This window comes from Aequorivita sp. H23M31, from assembly GCF_004022485.1.
Classification (GTDB): Bacteria; Bacteroidota; Bacteroidia; order Flavobacteriales; family Flavobacteriaceae; genus Aequorivita; species Aequorivita ciconiae.
On record NZ_CP034951.1, the window covers coordinates 439071 to 454679 of the forward strand.

15 protein-coding genes are annotated in these 15609 nt (G+C 37.2%); 5 read left to right on the plus strand and 10 right to left on the minus strand.

Annotated features, from left to right (window positions below; genetic code table 11):
* Positions 1-75: 75 nt before the first annotated feature.
* From EI546_RS01990 to EI546_RS02000, 3 genes are all read right to left on the minus strand, one after another.
* Complete coding sequence (locus EI546_RS01990) at positions 76-1023, minus strand: YihY/virulence factor BrkB family protein (RefSeq protein WP_128248972.1); 948 nt, start codon at positions 1021-1023, stop codon at positions 76-78.
* 153 nt (positions 1024-1176) lie between these two features.
* The gene (locus EI546_RS01995) at positions 1177-1656 is read right to left on the minus strand and encodes an Lrp/AsnC family transcriptional regulator (protein ID WP_128248973.1); all 480 of its coding nucleotides are present in this window, start codon (positions 1654-1656) and stop codon (positions 1177-1179) included.
* 54 nt (positions 1657-1710) lie between these two features.
* Positions 1711-2853 (minus strand): M14 family zinc carboxypeptidase, encoded by a 1143-nt coding sequence (locus EI546_RS02000; protein ID WP_128248974.1) that lies wholly within the window; start codon positions 2851-2853, stop codon positions 1711-1713.
* Between the two features lie 288 nt (positions 2854-3141).
* Between EI546_RS02000 and EI546_RS02005 the strand changes: the two genes are divergently transcribed.
* Positions 3142-3558 (plus strand): helix-turn-helix domain-containing protein, encoded by a 417-nt coding sequence (locus EI546_RS02005; RefSeq protein WP_128251508.1) that lies wholly within the window; start codon positions 3142-3144, stop codon positions 3556-3558.
* A gap of 48 nt (positions 3559-3606) precedes the next feature.
* Positions 3607-3984: a DNA topoisomerase IV gene (locus tag EI546_RS02010; protein WP_128248975.1), complete on the plus strand. Its 378-nt coding sequence runs from the start codon at positions 3607-3609 to the stop codon at positions 3982-3984.
* 161 nt (positions 3985-4145) lie between these two features.
* Here the strand turns inward: EI546_RS02010 and mscL are convergent, their stop codons facing one another.
* From mscL to lon, 4 genes are all read right to left on the minus strand, one after another.
* Positions 4146-4571 (minus strand): large-conductance mechanosensitive channel protein MscL, encoded by a 426-nt coding sequence (gene mscL, locus EI546_RS02015; protein WP_128248976.1) that lies wholly within the window; start codon positions 4569-4571, stop codon positions 4146-4148.
* 190 nt (positions 4572-4761) lie between these two features.
* Positions 4762-5457 carry a (d)CMP kinase gene (gene cmk / locus EI546_RS02020; protein ID WP_128248977.1) on the minus strand — a complete coding sequence of 232 codons (696 nt, stop codon included), beginning with the start codon at positions 5455-5457 and terminating at the stop codon, positions 4762-4764.
* A gap of 45 nt (positions 5458-5502) precedes the next feature.
* Positions 5503-6411, minus strand: coding sequence for a type IX secretion system protein PorQ (porQ, locus tag EI546_RS02025; protein ID WP_317127438.1), 909 nt, complete (start codon positions 6409-6411; stop codon positions 5503-5505).
* A gap of 269 nt (positions 6412-6680) precedes the next feature.
* On the minus strand, positions 6681-9131 hold the full coding sequence (gene lon / locus EI546_RS02030; RefSeq protein ID WP_128248978.1) for an endopeptidase La: 2451 nt from the start codon (positions 9129-9131) through the stop codon (positions 6681-6683).
* 254 nt (positions 9132-9385) lie between these two features.
* Between lon and EI546_RS02035 the strand changes: the two genes are divergently transcribed.
* The 3 genes from EI546_RS02035 to EI546_RS02045 are packed head-to-tail and all read left to right on the plus strand — an operon-like array spanning position 9386 to position 11536.
* A complete protein-coding gene (locus EI546_RS02035) occupies positions 9386-9931 on the plus strand; it encodes an RNA polymerase sigma factor (protein ID WP_128248979.1) in 546 nt (181 codons plus the stop codon).
* Positions 9928-10473, plus strand: a complete 546-nt coding sequence (locus EI546_RS02040; RefSeq protein WP_128248980.1) for a hypothetical protein — start codon at positions 9928-9930, stop codon at positions 10471-10473. The genes EI546_RS02035 and EI546_RS02040 overlap by 4 nt, the downstream gene beginning before the upstream one ends.
* On the plus strand, positions 10457-11536 hold the full coding sequence (locus EI546_RS02045) for a hypothetical protein (protein WP_128248981.1): 1080 nt from the start codon (positions 10457-10459) through the stop codon (positions 11534-11536). The genes EI546_RS02040 and EI546_RS02045 overlap by 17 nt, the downstream gene beginning before the upstream one ends.
* A 276-nt stretch (positions 11537-11812) precedes the next feature.
* On the opposite strand, the gene EI546_RS02050 is transcribed toward EI546_RS02045, so the two are convergent.
* The 3 genes from EI546_RS02050 to EI546_RS02060 form a co-directional block, all read right to left on the minus strand.
* A complete protein-coding gene (locus EI546_RS02050) occupies positions 11813-13216 on the minus strand; it encodes a DUF6252 family protein (RefSeq protein WP_128248982.1) in 1404 nt (467 codons plus the stop codon).
* Between the two features lie 48 nt (positions 13217-13264).
* The gene (locus EI546_RS02055; RefSeq protein WP_128248983.1) at positions 13265-14584 is read right to left on the minus strand and encodes an MFS transporter; all 1320 of its coding nucleotides are present in this window, start codon (positions 14582-14584) and stop codon (positions 13265-13267) included.
* 131 nt (positions 14585-14715) lie between these two features.
* Positions 14716-15534, minus strand: coding sequence for a M48 family metallopeptidase (locus EI546_RS02060; protein ID WP_128248984.1), 819 nt, complete (start codon positions 15532-15534; stop codon positions 14716-14718).
* Positions 15535-15609: the final 75 nt, after the last annotated feature.

Consider the following 15609-nt stretch of genomic DNA (forward strand, 5'->3'; position numbering starts at 1 on the left):
TTTTCCTCACATAGAACTAAATCAGGATCGATCCTCTAGATTTGTACTCTTGTAGCCGCTAATTTGGATTGAAAATTAGTTATTTTTTAAGGTCTCGGCTTTTTTTTTATCTTCCTCAACTTTTTTCTTATAGGCGCGGAGTTCTTCCATTTCCATTTCATAGGAGAGCAAGGCATTCTCGCTTGGTTCTATTTTTATATTTCGGTGAAGCGCCCAGTTCACTGTAAATTCAGCTCCAAAAAATAAGATAAGACAGGTGTAATATACCCATAAAAGCAATAATACCAAACTCCCGGCTGCGCCGTAAACCGAGGCAGGATCCGATTCTGAAAAATAGAATCCTATTAAATACTTACCAATCAAGAAAAGCAGGGAAGTCATAAATGCTCCAATCAGGTTTGTTCTCCATTTGACCTTTACATCTGGCAAAACGGTGAAAATGGTAGCAAAAAGTGCAGTAATAATAATTTGGGAAAAAATAAAGCTTAATATTTTTAATAGAGTTGAGGACATATCGGCATAATATGTTCCAATAAAATCGCTGAAAGCGTTGATAGCAGTACTGATAATTAAGGAAATAAGCATTAAAAGTCCAATGGCTAGTACCATTCCGAAGGCAACCGCACGTCGCTTTAAAGTTGCTAGTATTGTATTTTTCTTCGCGCGGACGCTCCAGATATCATTAAGGGCTTTCTGCAATTGGAAAAATACACCCGTCGCACCAAATATAAGTACCCCGATTCCAAATATGATAAATAATACAGAGCTTTCAGACAATGCAGAATTTATTATCATTGTCTGTACCAGTTCCGCACTCCCCTGCCCTATCAATCCACTAATTTGATCAGTTATTCTTCCCTCTACTGCCTCTCTTCCGAAGAAAACACCCGCAAAGTGGACGGTAATTATAAGCAATGAAGGCAAGGAAAAGAGAGCGTAATAGGCTATTATAGCACTTTTGGCCCACGGATCATTTTTGTCCCAACTTACATAGGTGTCTTTTAATAGTTTAAAGAATTTCATAAAGATGATTTAAATATACAACTCCGTTTGCCGAGACCTGCCCCCCCCTTATTCCTTGGGAAGAATGAAGCTTGTCTCTTAGGGATATTTCAATAAAAATAAAAAAAGCCTTCACGCTGGGCAAAGGCTTTTAGACGAAATTATCAATTACTTTTAAATCTGACTAAAAATGGAATGCAACAATCTCTTTTTATCATTAATGCTTTCTTCCATAGAGATCATTGTTTCTGTACGGCTTACTCCTTCAATATCATCAATTTGATAAATAATATCTTTGGCGTGAGCAGTATCCCTAGCTCTTATCTTACAAAAGATATTGAATTTACCTGTTGTAACGTGAGCTACCGTAATGTAGGGGATTTCACTAATACGCTCCATTACGAATTGCGTTTGTGATGTTTTAAATATAAATACCCCAACATAGGCAATAAAGGAATAACCCAATTTGTTGTAATCGACTTGTAGGGAGGATCCCGTAATAATACCTGCCTCTTCCATCTTTTTCACCCTAACATGGACCGTACCCGCGGAAATATCCAATTTCTTTGCGATATCCGTAAATGGAGTTCGCGTGTTATCAATTAATAAATCCAGGATGTTGTGGTCCGTGTCGTCTAATTTAAACTTTGACATAATATCTTCTTTTTTGTGCAAAAATAAAAAGTTTACTTACATTAAAAAAGAATTTTATGCCAATAAATCATCAATCCAACCCGGATTTTTGACGAATTCGAATACTTTAACATTATCTGTTAAATTTTCGGCAGGTTTTGTTAATATTTCCCTACCCTTCAGATCTTCGTCAATGTGGCCATAGATGTTCTTCAAATTTCCTACTTCCTCCACATAGGGATCAAAAGTAATTAATCCCTCGCTTAAAACCTCATGATATTGAATAGCGATATCCAAAAGGTTGGGCGATTGAAGCACCTTAACATTCCGAAATATTATATCCCTATAATTCTTACGATTTTCAGGTATTTGAAAATATTCCTCGAAATTTATTTCGCTTTTTTCGCCCACCAAACCAAAGAACGAGAGAACTGAATAAAAAATCAGTTCACGCGATTTCTCCCGCATATAATCTCCTTTAAAATGTCCCGCCTCAAATAATATAGTAGGAACGCCAGCCATTTGAAAGGTGTCTCCAACACAATCGGCATTGAAACTATCGTCATAGCGGCCCACATTTCCAGGAATTTTTTTCTCAAGATATCGATTCATTCGTACAATCCCTTCCATCGCTGTTCTACGGGCACTCGTAATACTTCTCTCCTGATCCGACGATGGGGAAAGAAAAGAAATAATTGCGGGTTTTCCATTATCAAAACCATAAATCGAGCGCTGATCGTGCATATTAAAACACCCCTCAGGTTCTAGTTTATCAAAAACAGATCTAAGGCACACGCTTTCTCGCTGGGATAAATTTTGGGCATCTCGATTTAAATCCACTCCATTGGCGTTTTCGCGAGTGTAAAGAACGGATCCGTCCGGATTTAGGATTGGGATGATATAAAAAGAATAGGAATTTAGAAATTCGTTTATCTCCGATTGAAAATGTTTGGTTTGTCCAAAAAATTTAATTAGATCGAAAATAGCCCTGGTGGTCGTACTTTCATTTCCATGCATTTGGGACCAGGCTAAAAATTTCCTTGGCCCATTTCCTAATTGAATCATGGGAATATTTCTTCCCTTCTCCGAAATGCCCACAACTGATATTTCGAATAGGGAAGTATAACAATCCAACAAGGGCGAGATCATCTGAAGAGTAATATATTTCCCAAGTAAATCGCTTTCAAAATTTTCCCGATACCAGTCTTCTATTTTCATAATTTATACTTGTTACAAAACTAAACAAAGCTTTGTTTACAATTGTAATCATACAATTGTATCATTTTTAATTACAATCGTAAACATATATGATTGACATTGTAAACCAATTTCATCTATTTACACGACTCATTATTTATTACATATCTATAATTTGTTATTCAGCTAGTTAAGTTGCCGAACAAGAAGTTTTAGTTTATGTATATAAGAACATTTGTTATGGATTTTTGCGGAGAAACATATATGTTATACATTTGTAATCGCAAGAAACATTTCAAATATGTTACAATGGTAAACAGTAAGGAATTTACAAAAAGATTGGAGAAAATTTTGGAGTTTTACGGTTTGACGGCTTCTGCATTTGCTGAGGAAATAGATTTTAACCGCTCCACCATTTCCCATTTAATCTCTGGAAGAAATAAACCAAGTTTGGATTTTGTGATGAAGATTCTCCAGAAATTTCCCGAAGTGGAAATGGATTGGTTGGTTTTGGGAAAGGGCAACTTTCCTTCTGATGGCTCCTTAAAGAAGGGTGAAAATAAACCTGGCTCGAAATCCGTCGGAAATTTGAAACAAATACCCGATTTATTTTCGGTAACGCAGAATTCTGAAAAAAGAGATTCTACAACTAATTCTAACCTAAAGAATATAGAACGAATCGTAATATTTTTTGAGGATGGAAGCTTTAAAGTGTATCAAAACTAAAGTAGCCATTGTCGCAAATTTTGCCGAAATTCGCCAAAAATTATAGCTATGCGTTTTCTTAGTGTTTTGGTATTGTTCCTGCTGTTTTCAGGATGTTACAACCAAGAACGAAATTGTGCGGATTATAAAACAGGTAAGTTTGAATTTGAAGCAATTTCTGGCACAGAAGTATTTAAAACAACTATTGTAAGAAATGATACGCTGGAAATCGATTTTTTCCAAGGAAAATCGGATACCTCCTCTATCCGTTGGATCAACGATTGCGAATATGTTATCAAGAAATTAAACCCTAAAAACCAAGCTGAGAAAAAAGCAATTTTGATAAAGATTCTTACCACCTCAGAAAATGAATATACTTTTGAATTTAGCGAAGTAGGAAAAACCAAATCAAGTAAGGGATTGGCCCGTCGCGTGAGGGAAAACTAACATCCTCTATCCGTTTGCATTTCAGGTTTCAAGTTACAAGTTTCAGGTTACAAGTTTCAAGTTTTAAGTTTGTAGGTGCCATCTCCTGTGTCCCGTTTCATGTCTCCTTTCTCTTGGTTCCCTTCTCCCATCTAACGTCTACCGTCCAATGTCCCAAATGCCTACCGCTGCTTAAGAATACTATTCTGTTCCTCAATAAGCTTTTCAATATTTGACAAGAGTTGAATATTCTTGGGCGTTTCCACTGTTTTATCCTGAGTGTCCTCCGACTTTTTCTTAAAGCGATTTATAAATTTTACTACAACAAATATGGTAAAGGCAATAATTACGAAATCGATCATTACCTCCAGAAGGTTTCCATATCCAATGGCTACCTCTTCGGAGGTTTCTGTGGCTGCCCTAAGCACGTATCTTTTATCTGAAAGATGTACTCCTTCCGTAAGCAGTGAAAGAGGTGGCATAATTACCATTTTCACAATCGTACTGATCACATTGTTAAACGCTGTCCCTATAACTATCCCGACAGCCATATCGATCATGTTTCCCTTTATGGCAAAATTTTTAAACTCCTGATAAAATGATTTCATTCTTAAATTATAAAATAATGGATTGCGTAAAGTGCAAATTTCAACAATAAATGGAGATTTATAAAAAATTAATTTTTTTGGAACGAATTCAGGTCTCGGAAAAGAGCATTTAAATTCTGTTGAATAATTTAAAATAAATAAAAGTTCGGTTCACTTTTATCCGTAGAATTCGGATAAATTGCAGTGTAAATCAACTTCGTCCGGCAATACGGTCCTTGGCCAATTGCAGTACCAAATTAAGCTGGTCTTTTATACCCATTTCAGAATTATTTATTTCTATTGCGCCATTTGCTTTCCTAAGCGGAGAATCCTCGCGCGTGGAGTCTACCCAATCGCGTTCCTCCAAATTTTTGAGTACATCTTCGTAGGTGATGTCCTCTCCACGTTGAAGTAGTTCCTGATATCTTCTTTTGGCGCGTTCTTGCGCTGAGGCATTCATAAAAATTTTCAATTCTGCATCTGGGAAGACCACGGTTCCTATATCGCGGCCATCCATAACTACAGCTTTTTCCAAGCCCATCTGTTGTTGTTGCGCAACAAGCTTTGCCCGCACTTCGTGAATGGTTGCGACGGGACTAACAAAATCGGAAACTTGAAGGTTACGGATATCCTTTTCAACATCCCGCCCATTCAAAAAAATATGTGCTTTTTGGCTATCCCTATTTCTCTCAAACCTTAAATGGATAGATGGCAGTGCTGCAATAAGTTTTTCTTTGTCAAAACCTTTTTCAGAAATTATACCATTCTCCATTGCATAAAGAGTCACAGCACGATACATCGCCCCACTATCCACATAGACATAACCCAAGGCGTCAGCTAATTGCTTGGCAACTGTGCTTTTCCCCGTAGAAGAAAAACCATCTATGGCTATAGTTATTTTCCTCATAAATGAGTTTCTGGATGTTTTATTTTAGCAAAGATGGGGGAATTATTATTGAAGGTCAATATTAAGTCCGAAAAAACTTGAACTGGCTGCCGTACTATATTTGGCATAAGAGTAACTAAGTCGCAGCGAATTCAATTTTATTGAGAACCCTGCACTTAATCCGGCAAGAGCTCTTTTTTCCAAAATACGCAGCTCTTCTCCCCTTCTAAAATTATATCCCAACCTTAGATTGAAACCACTTTCAGGAAATAATTCGATTCCCACTATGGTATGTCTAAACGCATTGCTAAGAAAATTTATCTTTTCGTGGGTAACGTTTCCCTCCAGGTCAGTTTGATCTCTGGCCGGGTTGGAAAAAGCAACATTCCATATCTGCATATTTTCTAAGGTAAAATGCCAACGGATGGGAATATTCTCCAAGGTTTGGGAGATTCCGAATAACAATTCAAAAGGTAAAGGTTCGTACTGCTCGTGGTAAGGCTTAAATTGAGAACCGATATTTCTTGCTACCCCACTTATATTGAGGTCCCAATCTTCATATACATACATCACACCAATATCCACCGCTCCACCAATAGAAGAATATTGTTCCAGTTTTGAAGAAATAAGTTTTACGTTTACGCCAACGTGAAAATTTGTAAAGGCAATGTTGCGCGCATGTCCAAAAGACACTGCAACTTCACTTCCGCTAAAACTGTTGGTAGAATTCCCCACCTCGTCATAGCCATCGAATTTTCCGTAGTTAACATACGTTATGCCTGCGTGGATTACTTGCGTTCGGCGGTCCCATAAATATGCGTATGCAGCGGTGCCATAGTTAACATCTCCAATATAATTGGTATAATTCATTGAAAGTTGGTTATCCATTGCCGGATTTATACTGGCAGGATTCCAAATTGCCTGTATGGGATCATAATCGTAGTTGGTGACCACTTTTCCTCCCAAGGCGGCCATTCTGGGATTATTAACCAAATTGAGAAATTGGTATGTGGACTACCGCCTACCTGTGCGGTAACTGTAGCTGATAGAATAAAAAATAGAAGAAAAACTTTATTGGCCATGGATATGTTACCGTAACTGAAATCTAAAACGAAAGTAAGTATAATTTATTTTCAAGAACTTCCGAATGTGGGAAAATGAAAGAAAAAACGGATGGAAAATGAAAAGTCGACTTTCAAATTCACATCCGTCAATAATATTGGTTTTATCTTAATTTACCAAATCTAAAGTTTCTTGGCATTCTTCACTTTTTCCTTGGTAAGTGCAACTTCCAGCACCTCACTCATATCTTTTACATAATGGAATTTAAGTCCTTTTAGATATTCTGGCTTTATTTCCATAATATCCCTTCGGTTATCCTCACAGAGTAAAATCTCCTTGATATGGGCTCTTTTAGCCGCCAATATCTTTTCTTTTATTCCACCGACAGGAAGAACCTTTCCCCTTAGCGTTATTTCGCCAGTCATAGCAAGACTTTTCTTAACTTTTAACTGAGTAAATAATGAAACCAAAGAAGTCAACATTGTAATTCCGGCACTAGGGCCATCCTTGGGAGTAGCTCCTTCAGGAACGTGGATATGAACGTTGTAATTTTCGAAAATATCGGGTGAAATTCCCAGTATTTCCGCATTGGATTTTATGTATTCCAAAGCAATGGTTGCCGATTCCTTCATTACCTTTCCAAGGTTACCCGTAAGATTTAGAGTACCCTTACCTTTTGAAATGGTGGATTCTATAAACAATATATCACCACCAACGCTGGTCCAGGCTAGGCCTGTAACTACACCTGCAACATCATTATTTTCATATTTATCGCGCTCCATCTTAGGAGCCCCTAAAACCTCAACGATAATTTTATTGGTAATTTTCTTTTCGTAATCCTCCTCCATTGCAATCTTCATAGCAACATAACGGACCATTTTAGCTATTTGCTTTTCTAACGAACGAACTCCACTTTCACGAGTGTAACCCTCAACTATCTTTTCAAGTTGCTTTTTGGGTATTTGAATAGCGTTACTATCCAATCCGTGCTCTTTCAATTGTTTTGGCAGCAGGTGTCTTTTCGCTATTTCAACTTTTTCCTCGACAGTATATCCAGTAACGTTGATTATTTCCATTCTATCCCGAAGGGCTGGCTGAATAGTGCTCAAGCTATTGGAAGTAGCAATAAACATTACTTTCGAAAGGTCGTATCCCAACTCCAGGAAATTATCGTAAAAGGAATTGTTCTGTTCTGGATCCAAAACCTCCAGCATGGCAGATGAAGGATCTCCTTGATTGCTGGCAGATATTTTATCTATTTCGTCGAGAACAAAAACCGGATTGCTCGTTCCTGCCTTTTTGATACTCTGAACAATTCTTCCCGGCATGGCTCCAATATACGTTTTTCTGTGGCCACGAATCTCTGCTTCATCCCGAAGTCCGCCTAGGGACATTCTTACATATTTTCTGCCCAAGGCTTCCGCAACAGATTTCCCCAGGGAAGTTTTACCCACTCCTGGAGGTCCGTAAAGACATAAAATTGGAGATTTCATATCATTTCGCAGTTTTAAAACTGCCAAATATTCAATGATACGTTTTTTAACATCGTCAAGTCCATAGTGATCGCGGTCCAATACTTTTCTTGCACGCTTAAGGTCAAATTTATCCTTGCTGTACTGGTTCCAAGGCAAGTCTAGAAGCAGATCTAGATAATTTCGTTGAATGCTGTATTCGGCCACTTGAGGGTTCATACGTTGCATTTTGCTCAATTCCTTCTCAAAATGCTTTTGGACCTCTTTGCTCCATTTTTTCTTTTTAGCCTGAATGCGCATTTCATCAATCTCCTCCTCCACGGTAGATCCTCCCAATTCTTCCTGGATGGTGCGCATTTGCTGTTGAAGAAAATACTCCCTTTGCTGCTGATTGATATCATGCTGCACTTTGGATTGAATATCATTTCTAAGCGAAAGCTTTTGGATCTCGATATTCATATATCGAAGCGTTTCGAGAGCACGATCCTTTAGATTGTTTATTTCCAACAACTTTTGTTTTTCCTCTACCGCGATGTTCAAATTGGAAGAAACGAAATTGATAAGAAAGCTGGAACTTTCAATATTTTTTATTGCAAAAGCCGCTTCCGAAGGAATATTTGGACTATCCTTTATTATCCGAAGGGCCATTTCCTTTATTGAATCGATAATAGCTCGGAATTCGTCGTTCTCCTTTTCTGGGCGAGCTTCGGCCACTTCGCGGATCTGTGCCGTCATATATGGAACAGTCTCTAAAACTTCTTTTACTTCGAATCTCTTTTTACCCTGAATAATTACCGTGGTATTGCCATCGGGCATTTTTAGGACACGAAGAATTTGGGCAACTGTACCAATGGTATTTATATCATCAATACCTGGCTCTTCCTCAAACTCATCCTTTTGGGAAACTACTCCTATTATCTTATTTCCTTTATTGGTTTCATTGATAAGCTTTATAGACTTATCACGTCCCGCGGTTATTGGGATTACCACTCCAGGGAAAAGAACCGTATTTCTTAAAGGTAAAATTGGTAGTGTGTCAGGAAGATCTTCCTTATGCATGGCATCTTCATCTTCGGCGGACATGAGCGGTATAAATTCGGCATCCCCTTGTAAATCCTGAAATGACAGCTTGTCCAATGATGTTAATTTTGATTTTGTCATAATTATATTTAAGACATTGTGTCACCTTAATATTAGCAACTACAATATCTGTTAGTAGTATATTCAATATTTAATAAAAGAAACCCTGTATATCAAACTACAACAAGGTCCTTTTCCTTTATAATTCAAGAGTTGTGCCAAGCTGAAATAGTTTTACTTATTCAAATCAGAGGCTTTAATTTAGAAAAGTTTTATTTTGAAGTGTAACAATTTTGGTAATATCCTATCTTTAATACAAACAGCTGTTTTTACTCTTGATCCCGACCAATTTAAATATAGATGATTTACTGATTCTTTGTAAAAAAGACAATCGACTTGCACAAGCTGAAATATACGATCGTTACCAGCGCGCTATGTTTAATGTTTCCGTGAGGATTGTAAAGGATCCCGACGAAGCGGAGGATGTGATGCAGGAATCGTTTATAACGGCTTTCGATAAACTGGAAAGCTTCAAAGGTGAGGCCCCGTTTGGAGCGTGGCTTAAGAGGATTGTAATAAACAAAAGTCTAAACCATTTAAAGAAATCGGAAAAATATGCGATGCTTTCAGAAAAAAATTTGAGGAATCTAGCCGATGAAAGTTATGAACTGGATGAAGAGGATTATTCAAAAATAAAAGCTGCCAAAGTGATGGAGAGTTTAGCCAAATTGCATACAAGTTACAACCGTATTTTGACCCTCCATTTAATCGAGGGTTATGACTACGAAGAACTCTGTGAAATATTGAATATAAGTTACACCAACTGCCGAACGCTTATTTCACGCGCTAAGGACAGCTTGAGAAAACAATTAACGTTATGAAGAAGGTAAATTTGGAAGAACTTTTCGAGAACTTAAAGGATGAATTTGAAGTTCATAATACTCCCTTTGGACATAAAGAAAGGTTTCTTAAAAAATTGGAAGCTCGGAAAAATCCTTCCCAGGTCTATCGCTCTTGGTGGAAACCATTATCAATTGCGGCATCTGTTGCCATAATATTTGGTATCGGTTTTATATTCCTCCAAAATGGTAATCCAACTGCCGATTTAGGAAGTGTATCGCCCGAAATGGCACAGACTCAGAGTTTTTTCACTTCGGAAGTTAATAAGGAAATAGAAATATTAAAAGGATATGGGTCTCCTGAAACAAAAATACTTGTAAGCGATGTTTTAAAACAATTGAATGTACTCGAAACAGAATACAATGGTCTTAAAAAAGATCTCGCTGACAGTGGCAATGATAAACGTGTAGTTTATGCCATGATAAATAACTTTCAAAAAAGAATAGATCTTTTAAAACAAGTAATTACCAAAATAGAAGAGGTAAAAACCCTTAAACTCAGAACAAATGAAACCAATATTTAAATTATTATTAATGCTTTTGCTCCCGGCCCTGGCATTTGCAGGACCAGAAAAATTTACGGGCAAATACACAAAGGAAAAAACCATTAAAAAGGAATATACCGTTAATGCCGATGCGGAATTAAAAATTGAAAATAGTTATGGTAATATAGATATCGTTTCCTGGAATGAAAATCGAATCTCCATTGAGATTTCAATTAAAACGAATGGTGATAATGAAAATGATACCGAGAAAAGGCTTAATGAAATCTCTGTGGATTTTTCAGGAAACTCATCCCTAGTTACTGCCAAGACGATTATAAGCAGCAATAAAGGCTGGAACTTTTTTGGAAGTAAAAGCAATAATGTTTCAATGGAAATAAACTACATTATAAAAATGCCCATAACCAACTCGGTAAACCTTAATAACAGCTATGGCGCTATTACTATTAATGAATTGAAAGGGAATGCAAAAATAAAATGCGAATATGGCCAACTTATAATCGGAGATTTAAGAGGTGGAAACAATTCTCTTTCTTTTGATTATACAAATAAATCGTCTATTGGGTATATAAAAACTGGGGTAATAAAAGCAAACTACTCTGGTTTTATCTTGCGTAAAGCAGATGATATCAAACTGAATGGAAATTATAACAATATTGAAATCCTTGACGTAAAAAAACTTAGTTACAATTGTGATTACGGAAAAATCACAATTGACAAAATACAGGACTTAATTGGTAAGGGCAATTATCTAACATCCAAGATAGGGGCGGTTACAGGATCGGCGATAATGAATTCAAATTATGGGAATATTTCGATAGAAAAACTATCTTCCTCAATGAAAAGTCTTTCAGTTACCAGCGGCTATACGCAACTGAAAATAGGATTTGAGAGAAATCTTGACTTTAATTTTTCTATCAATACCTCTTATGCCAATTTTAAGGGAGAAAATCTTGTCAACGTCACCAATTCCTCGAAAGATGGAACTAATAAAATGTATTCGGGATATCACGGATCGCCATCAAGTTCTAATGTAATAAATATAAATTCGAATTATGGAAATGTAACTTTCAACGAAATTTAATTATAAAATATTGAAGACATACAAAATAATCTTTCGCTGACCTCAATTTTGGAAATTGCGTTAAGCGAAAGAAAAACTCAATGAAAAAAAACACGGATGAGATCGTTCTTGAATTTGAAAGGTAATGGGTTTTTGTCTTTAATTACTTTTAAAAAACAGGAATTAACTCGAGATTTTTCTCCATTGAACATCTTCACACAATACTATATTACTAAATAATAAAAAAGCCGTCCTAGGTTGAACCTGGACGGCTTATTATTTATTTTTATAATCTATCTATGGTAGTATTGCCAAAAATTCACCGCTAGTAATCTCGTAAATGCCATTGTGTAATCCGGTAGCATCTACGGCAGTAAAGCTGAAAGTACCTTCTATTATTCGTGTTAAATAATCATAACTGGTAATCTCTATCGTCCCGGTTTGCGACACATAAGGAATGGAAACTCCATCAATTGGATAATACGTACCTACAATTTCATTACCTAGAATTACCTCTTCTCCCATATCAAAAGCACCTTCAGTAATAGTTGCTGGGAAGCTAAGGGTCATTCGTCGGTCTCTATCATTTGTAACAATATTGACGCGCGGATATTGGTTTACGACTGTCATGGAAATTTCAATAGTTTCGGGAGCATATGGATTTCCATCAATGTTTGCCGTAAATAAATTTTCGGGTTGTGGAACTCCCTCAAAATAAACCGTAAAATTACCTTCTTTTACCTTTACCACTCGAGGATCATTTCCAAGGGGATCCTTTCCGGTAAATTGGAAGGTAGCTTTTAAAACCCCATGTATCAAATCAAATTCCGTGATAGTAATCTTGCCTGGATTGGAAGTAAGATTCTCTCCTCCTCGATTATCTCTATATAATGCTATAAGTTTTGTACCATCCGATAAATTCTCCATATTAAAAGTTCCAACCCCAAGAGCTTTTGGAATATCAATGCGCAGGAACTCGTTTTCCGCATTTAGAGCTTCAATTTTTACCATGTGGACATCGGCATTTATAGGCTCTGTTACCGTTATGGATTCTGGAATAAAACCGACGCCGTCAACTTTGGCGAAAAATTCATTTAGAGGAGTATCACCATCTCCACCGCCCTCATCTTCATCCTCTACTATAGTATAGCTTAATGAAGTGAATGACCCACTAGTAATGTCAATACTTTCCATTACAGGGGCTCCATTACCATCTAAAATAGGATTTCCTGCATCGTCCATTTTGATTCTAACTCCAACGAATTCAAAAGTTCCTGAAACTTTTTTACGTTCTTCATCCAATAAGGTGATTTCCAAGGTACCTCTTCCACCCCCATCGATAAGGGAAGCATACGGAAGTGATGTAGGCTTAGTGTCTTTATAAACTCCCCAGTTTTTACTGGTCCCGTCCCAGCTAATGTCAAAAGTCCCTAAGGCAGCATCTGCTACGGAAAGATTGATTTTTTCACCATTCCCTTTGGTTCCTTTCAATACCAAAGTTCTAGATTCTGAAAGGGTCGCAAGAGCTAAATCAGCAGTGAATTCCACTCCAGCTACGGTAGCTTTGAATTTACCGGCGGCTGGTCCGTTTGGACCTTGACCCTCAGGAAAGGTTCCGGTTAAAGGCTCATTTTCACAAGAAATAAACGGGAATGCTAATAACAATAATAGGATTCCTCCAATAAGATATCTGTTCTTCATCAATAAGTAGTTTGGTAGGTAATAAACGCAAACTTAACAAAAAATTGTTTAAATGGTTTTATTTCTTGGTACTCTTAATAGTAAAAATAATCCGGAAATAAAAAATACAACCAAGAACAAAATTGAATTTCGCATACTACCAGTAATCTGGTCAATAAATCCGTACAAAAGCATTCCTATTACTATTCCTATTTTTTCGGCAACATCATAAAAGCTAAAATAGGAAGTTGTATCCTTTGTGGGCGGTAGAAATTTGGAATAAGTGGAACGGGAAAGCGACTGGATTCCTCCCATAACCATCCCTACCACGCCGGCAGTAATATAAAACTGAAGAGGTGTCCTAATAAAATAGGCTACAATACATATAAAGACCCAAACCAAATTTATAACCACAAGTACGGGAATATTTCCAAATTTTCTCGAAGCCAATGATGTCATTTCTGCTCCCAATACAGCGACCAATTGGATTATCAAAATACTTGAAATTAAACCCATCGTTTTTTCTCCGCTTCCGCCCCAACTAATTTCCTGTTCTCCAAAATATGTCGCCACCAATAGAACGGTTTGCACAGCCATACTGTACACAAAAAAAGCTGTTAGATATCTCTTAAGTTGAAGATTGGCAGAAAGTGATGCATAAACTCGTTTCAGTTCATGAAATCCGTTAAGAAGTATTTTCGTTGTCACCTTCTTATCCGATCTGTTTCCTTTCGGAAGAAAATAGAAAGTATATTGACTGAAAATAATCCACCAAAGCCCAACACTTACAAAAGACCATTTCATTGCGTTCATACTTGCCTGCTCCCCTTTACCCAATCCAAAAAAATTTGGGTTCATAACCATTCCAAGATTCAAAAGCAATAAAATAACACTTCCGATATATCCTAGAGAAAAGCCGTGTCCGCTTATTTTATCCTGTTGTTCGGGATAGGCGACGTCAGGCAAATAGGAATTATAAAAGACCAAACTTCCCCAAAAGCCGATAAGTCCAAAGAAATAAAATAGTAAGCTCAACAATATGTTTTCAAGACTGAAAAAATATAGCCCAATACAAGAAAGTGCACCGAGATAACAAAAAAATTTCATAAACTTCTTTTTGTTCCCAACATAATCTGCGATTCCAGATAATAAAGGCGAAATAAGAGCCACCAATAAAAAGGCCGCTGCTGTGGTATAACTGATTAAAGGAGTACTGCGAATATGGCCGCCAAAAACGTATATGGTTTCTATATTGGCCATTTTAAAAAGACTTTGGTAATATATGGGGAAAATGGCCGATGCTATAACTAAGCTATATACGGAATTTGCCCAATCATAGAATGCCCACGCAAATAATAATTTTTTACTTCCTTTAGGTAAAGTGGGCATCTTGGCTTCTGTAGATTTTGAATGCTAAACTAATAAAAAATCCCGCGAATTGCGGGATTTAAAATAGCTTATATCTTCTATTTCATTATTTTCATATACGTCAGCCTCAATTTTACAAATAGGGCAATACACTACATTTTAAAAGTAGTTACCCCAAATTTTTTGGCTTCCGCTTTTGCTGCTGGAGCCCAAGATCTTATATTTCGGATCCTAGTACTGCTAGCTGGGTGCGTACTTAAAAACTCTGGGGGAGTTCCTTTTTCCCTAGCCTGCATCCTTTCCCAGAGACCAACAGCAGCCATCGGATCATAACCCGCAATCGCCATTAAAGTAAGACCTATTTTATCTGCCTCAGATTCGTGACTTCTGCTAAAGGGAAGCATTACCCCAACGTTGGTGGTTATACCATAGGCGGAATCAAATATATTTTGATATTTTGGATTGTTGGCAAGGGCTAAATCTCCCGCCACGGCTCCCAACTCTTGTAATTGTGCCGCACTCATTCGTTGTTGTCCATGATTAGCAAGTGCGTGGGCTACCTCGTGGCCCATAACCGCTGCGAGTCCGGCGGCATCCTGGGTTATTGGTAATATTCCACTATAAACAACTATTTTCCCTCCTGGCATACACCAGGCATTTGCCTCGGGGCTATCAACAAGGTTGTATTCCCATCTATAGTCCTTTAAGTATTCTCCGTATCCGTGAGCTTTTAAATATTTTTCGGCAGCTGCCGCTATTTGATGCCCCACTTCGTTTACCATTCGCGCATCAGCAGTATTTTTCTCGACCTTATTTTCGGAAAGAAATTGTTGATATTGTTGAAAAGCCATAGGAAGGATCTGGGAATTGGGAACCAGGGCCAAAGTCTTTTCTCCCGTAAAGGGATTGGTAGCACAGCCTACAGCAAATAGAGCCACTGCTAAAAAAGATATACTTAATTTGGTCTTCATAATGATAAGTTTTAACTTGTTAAAGCTAGGGATATAATCCACACTCAAATATTAAAGTTTTTTTAAAAATTTTAC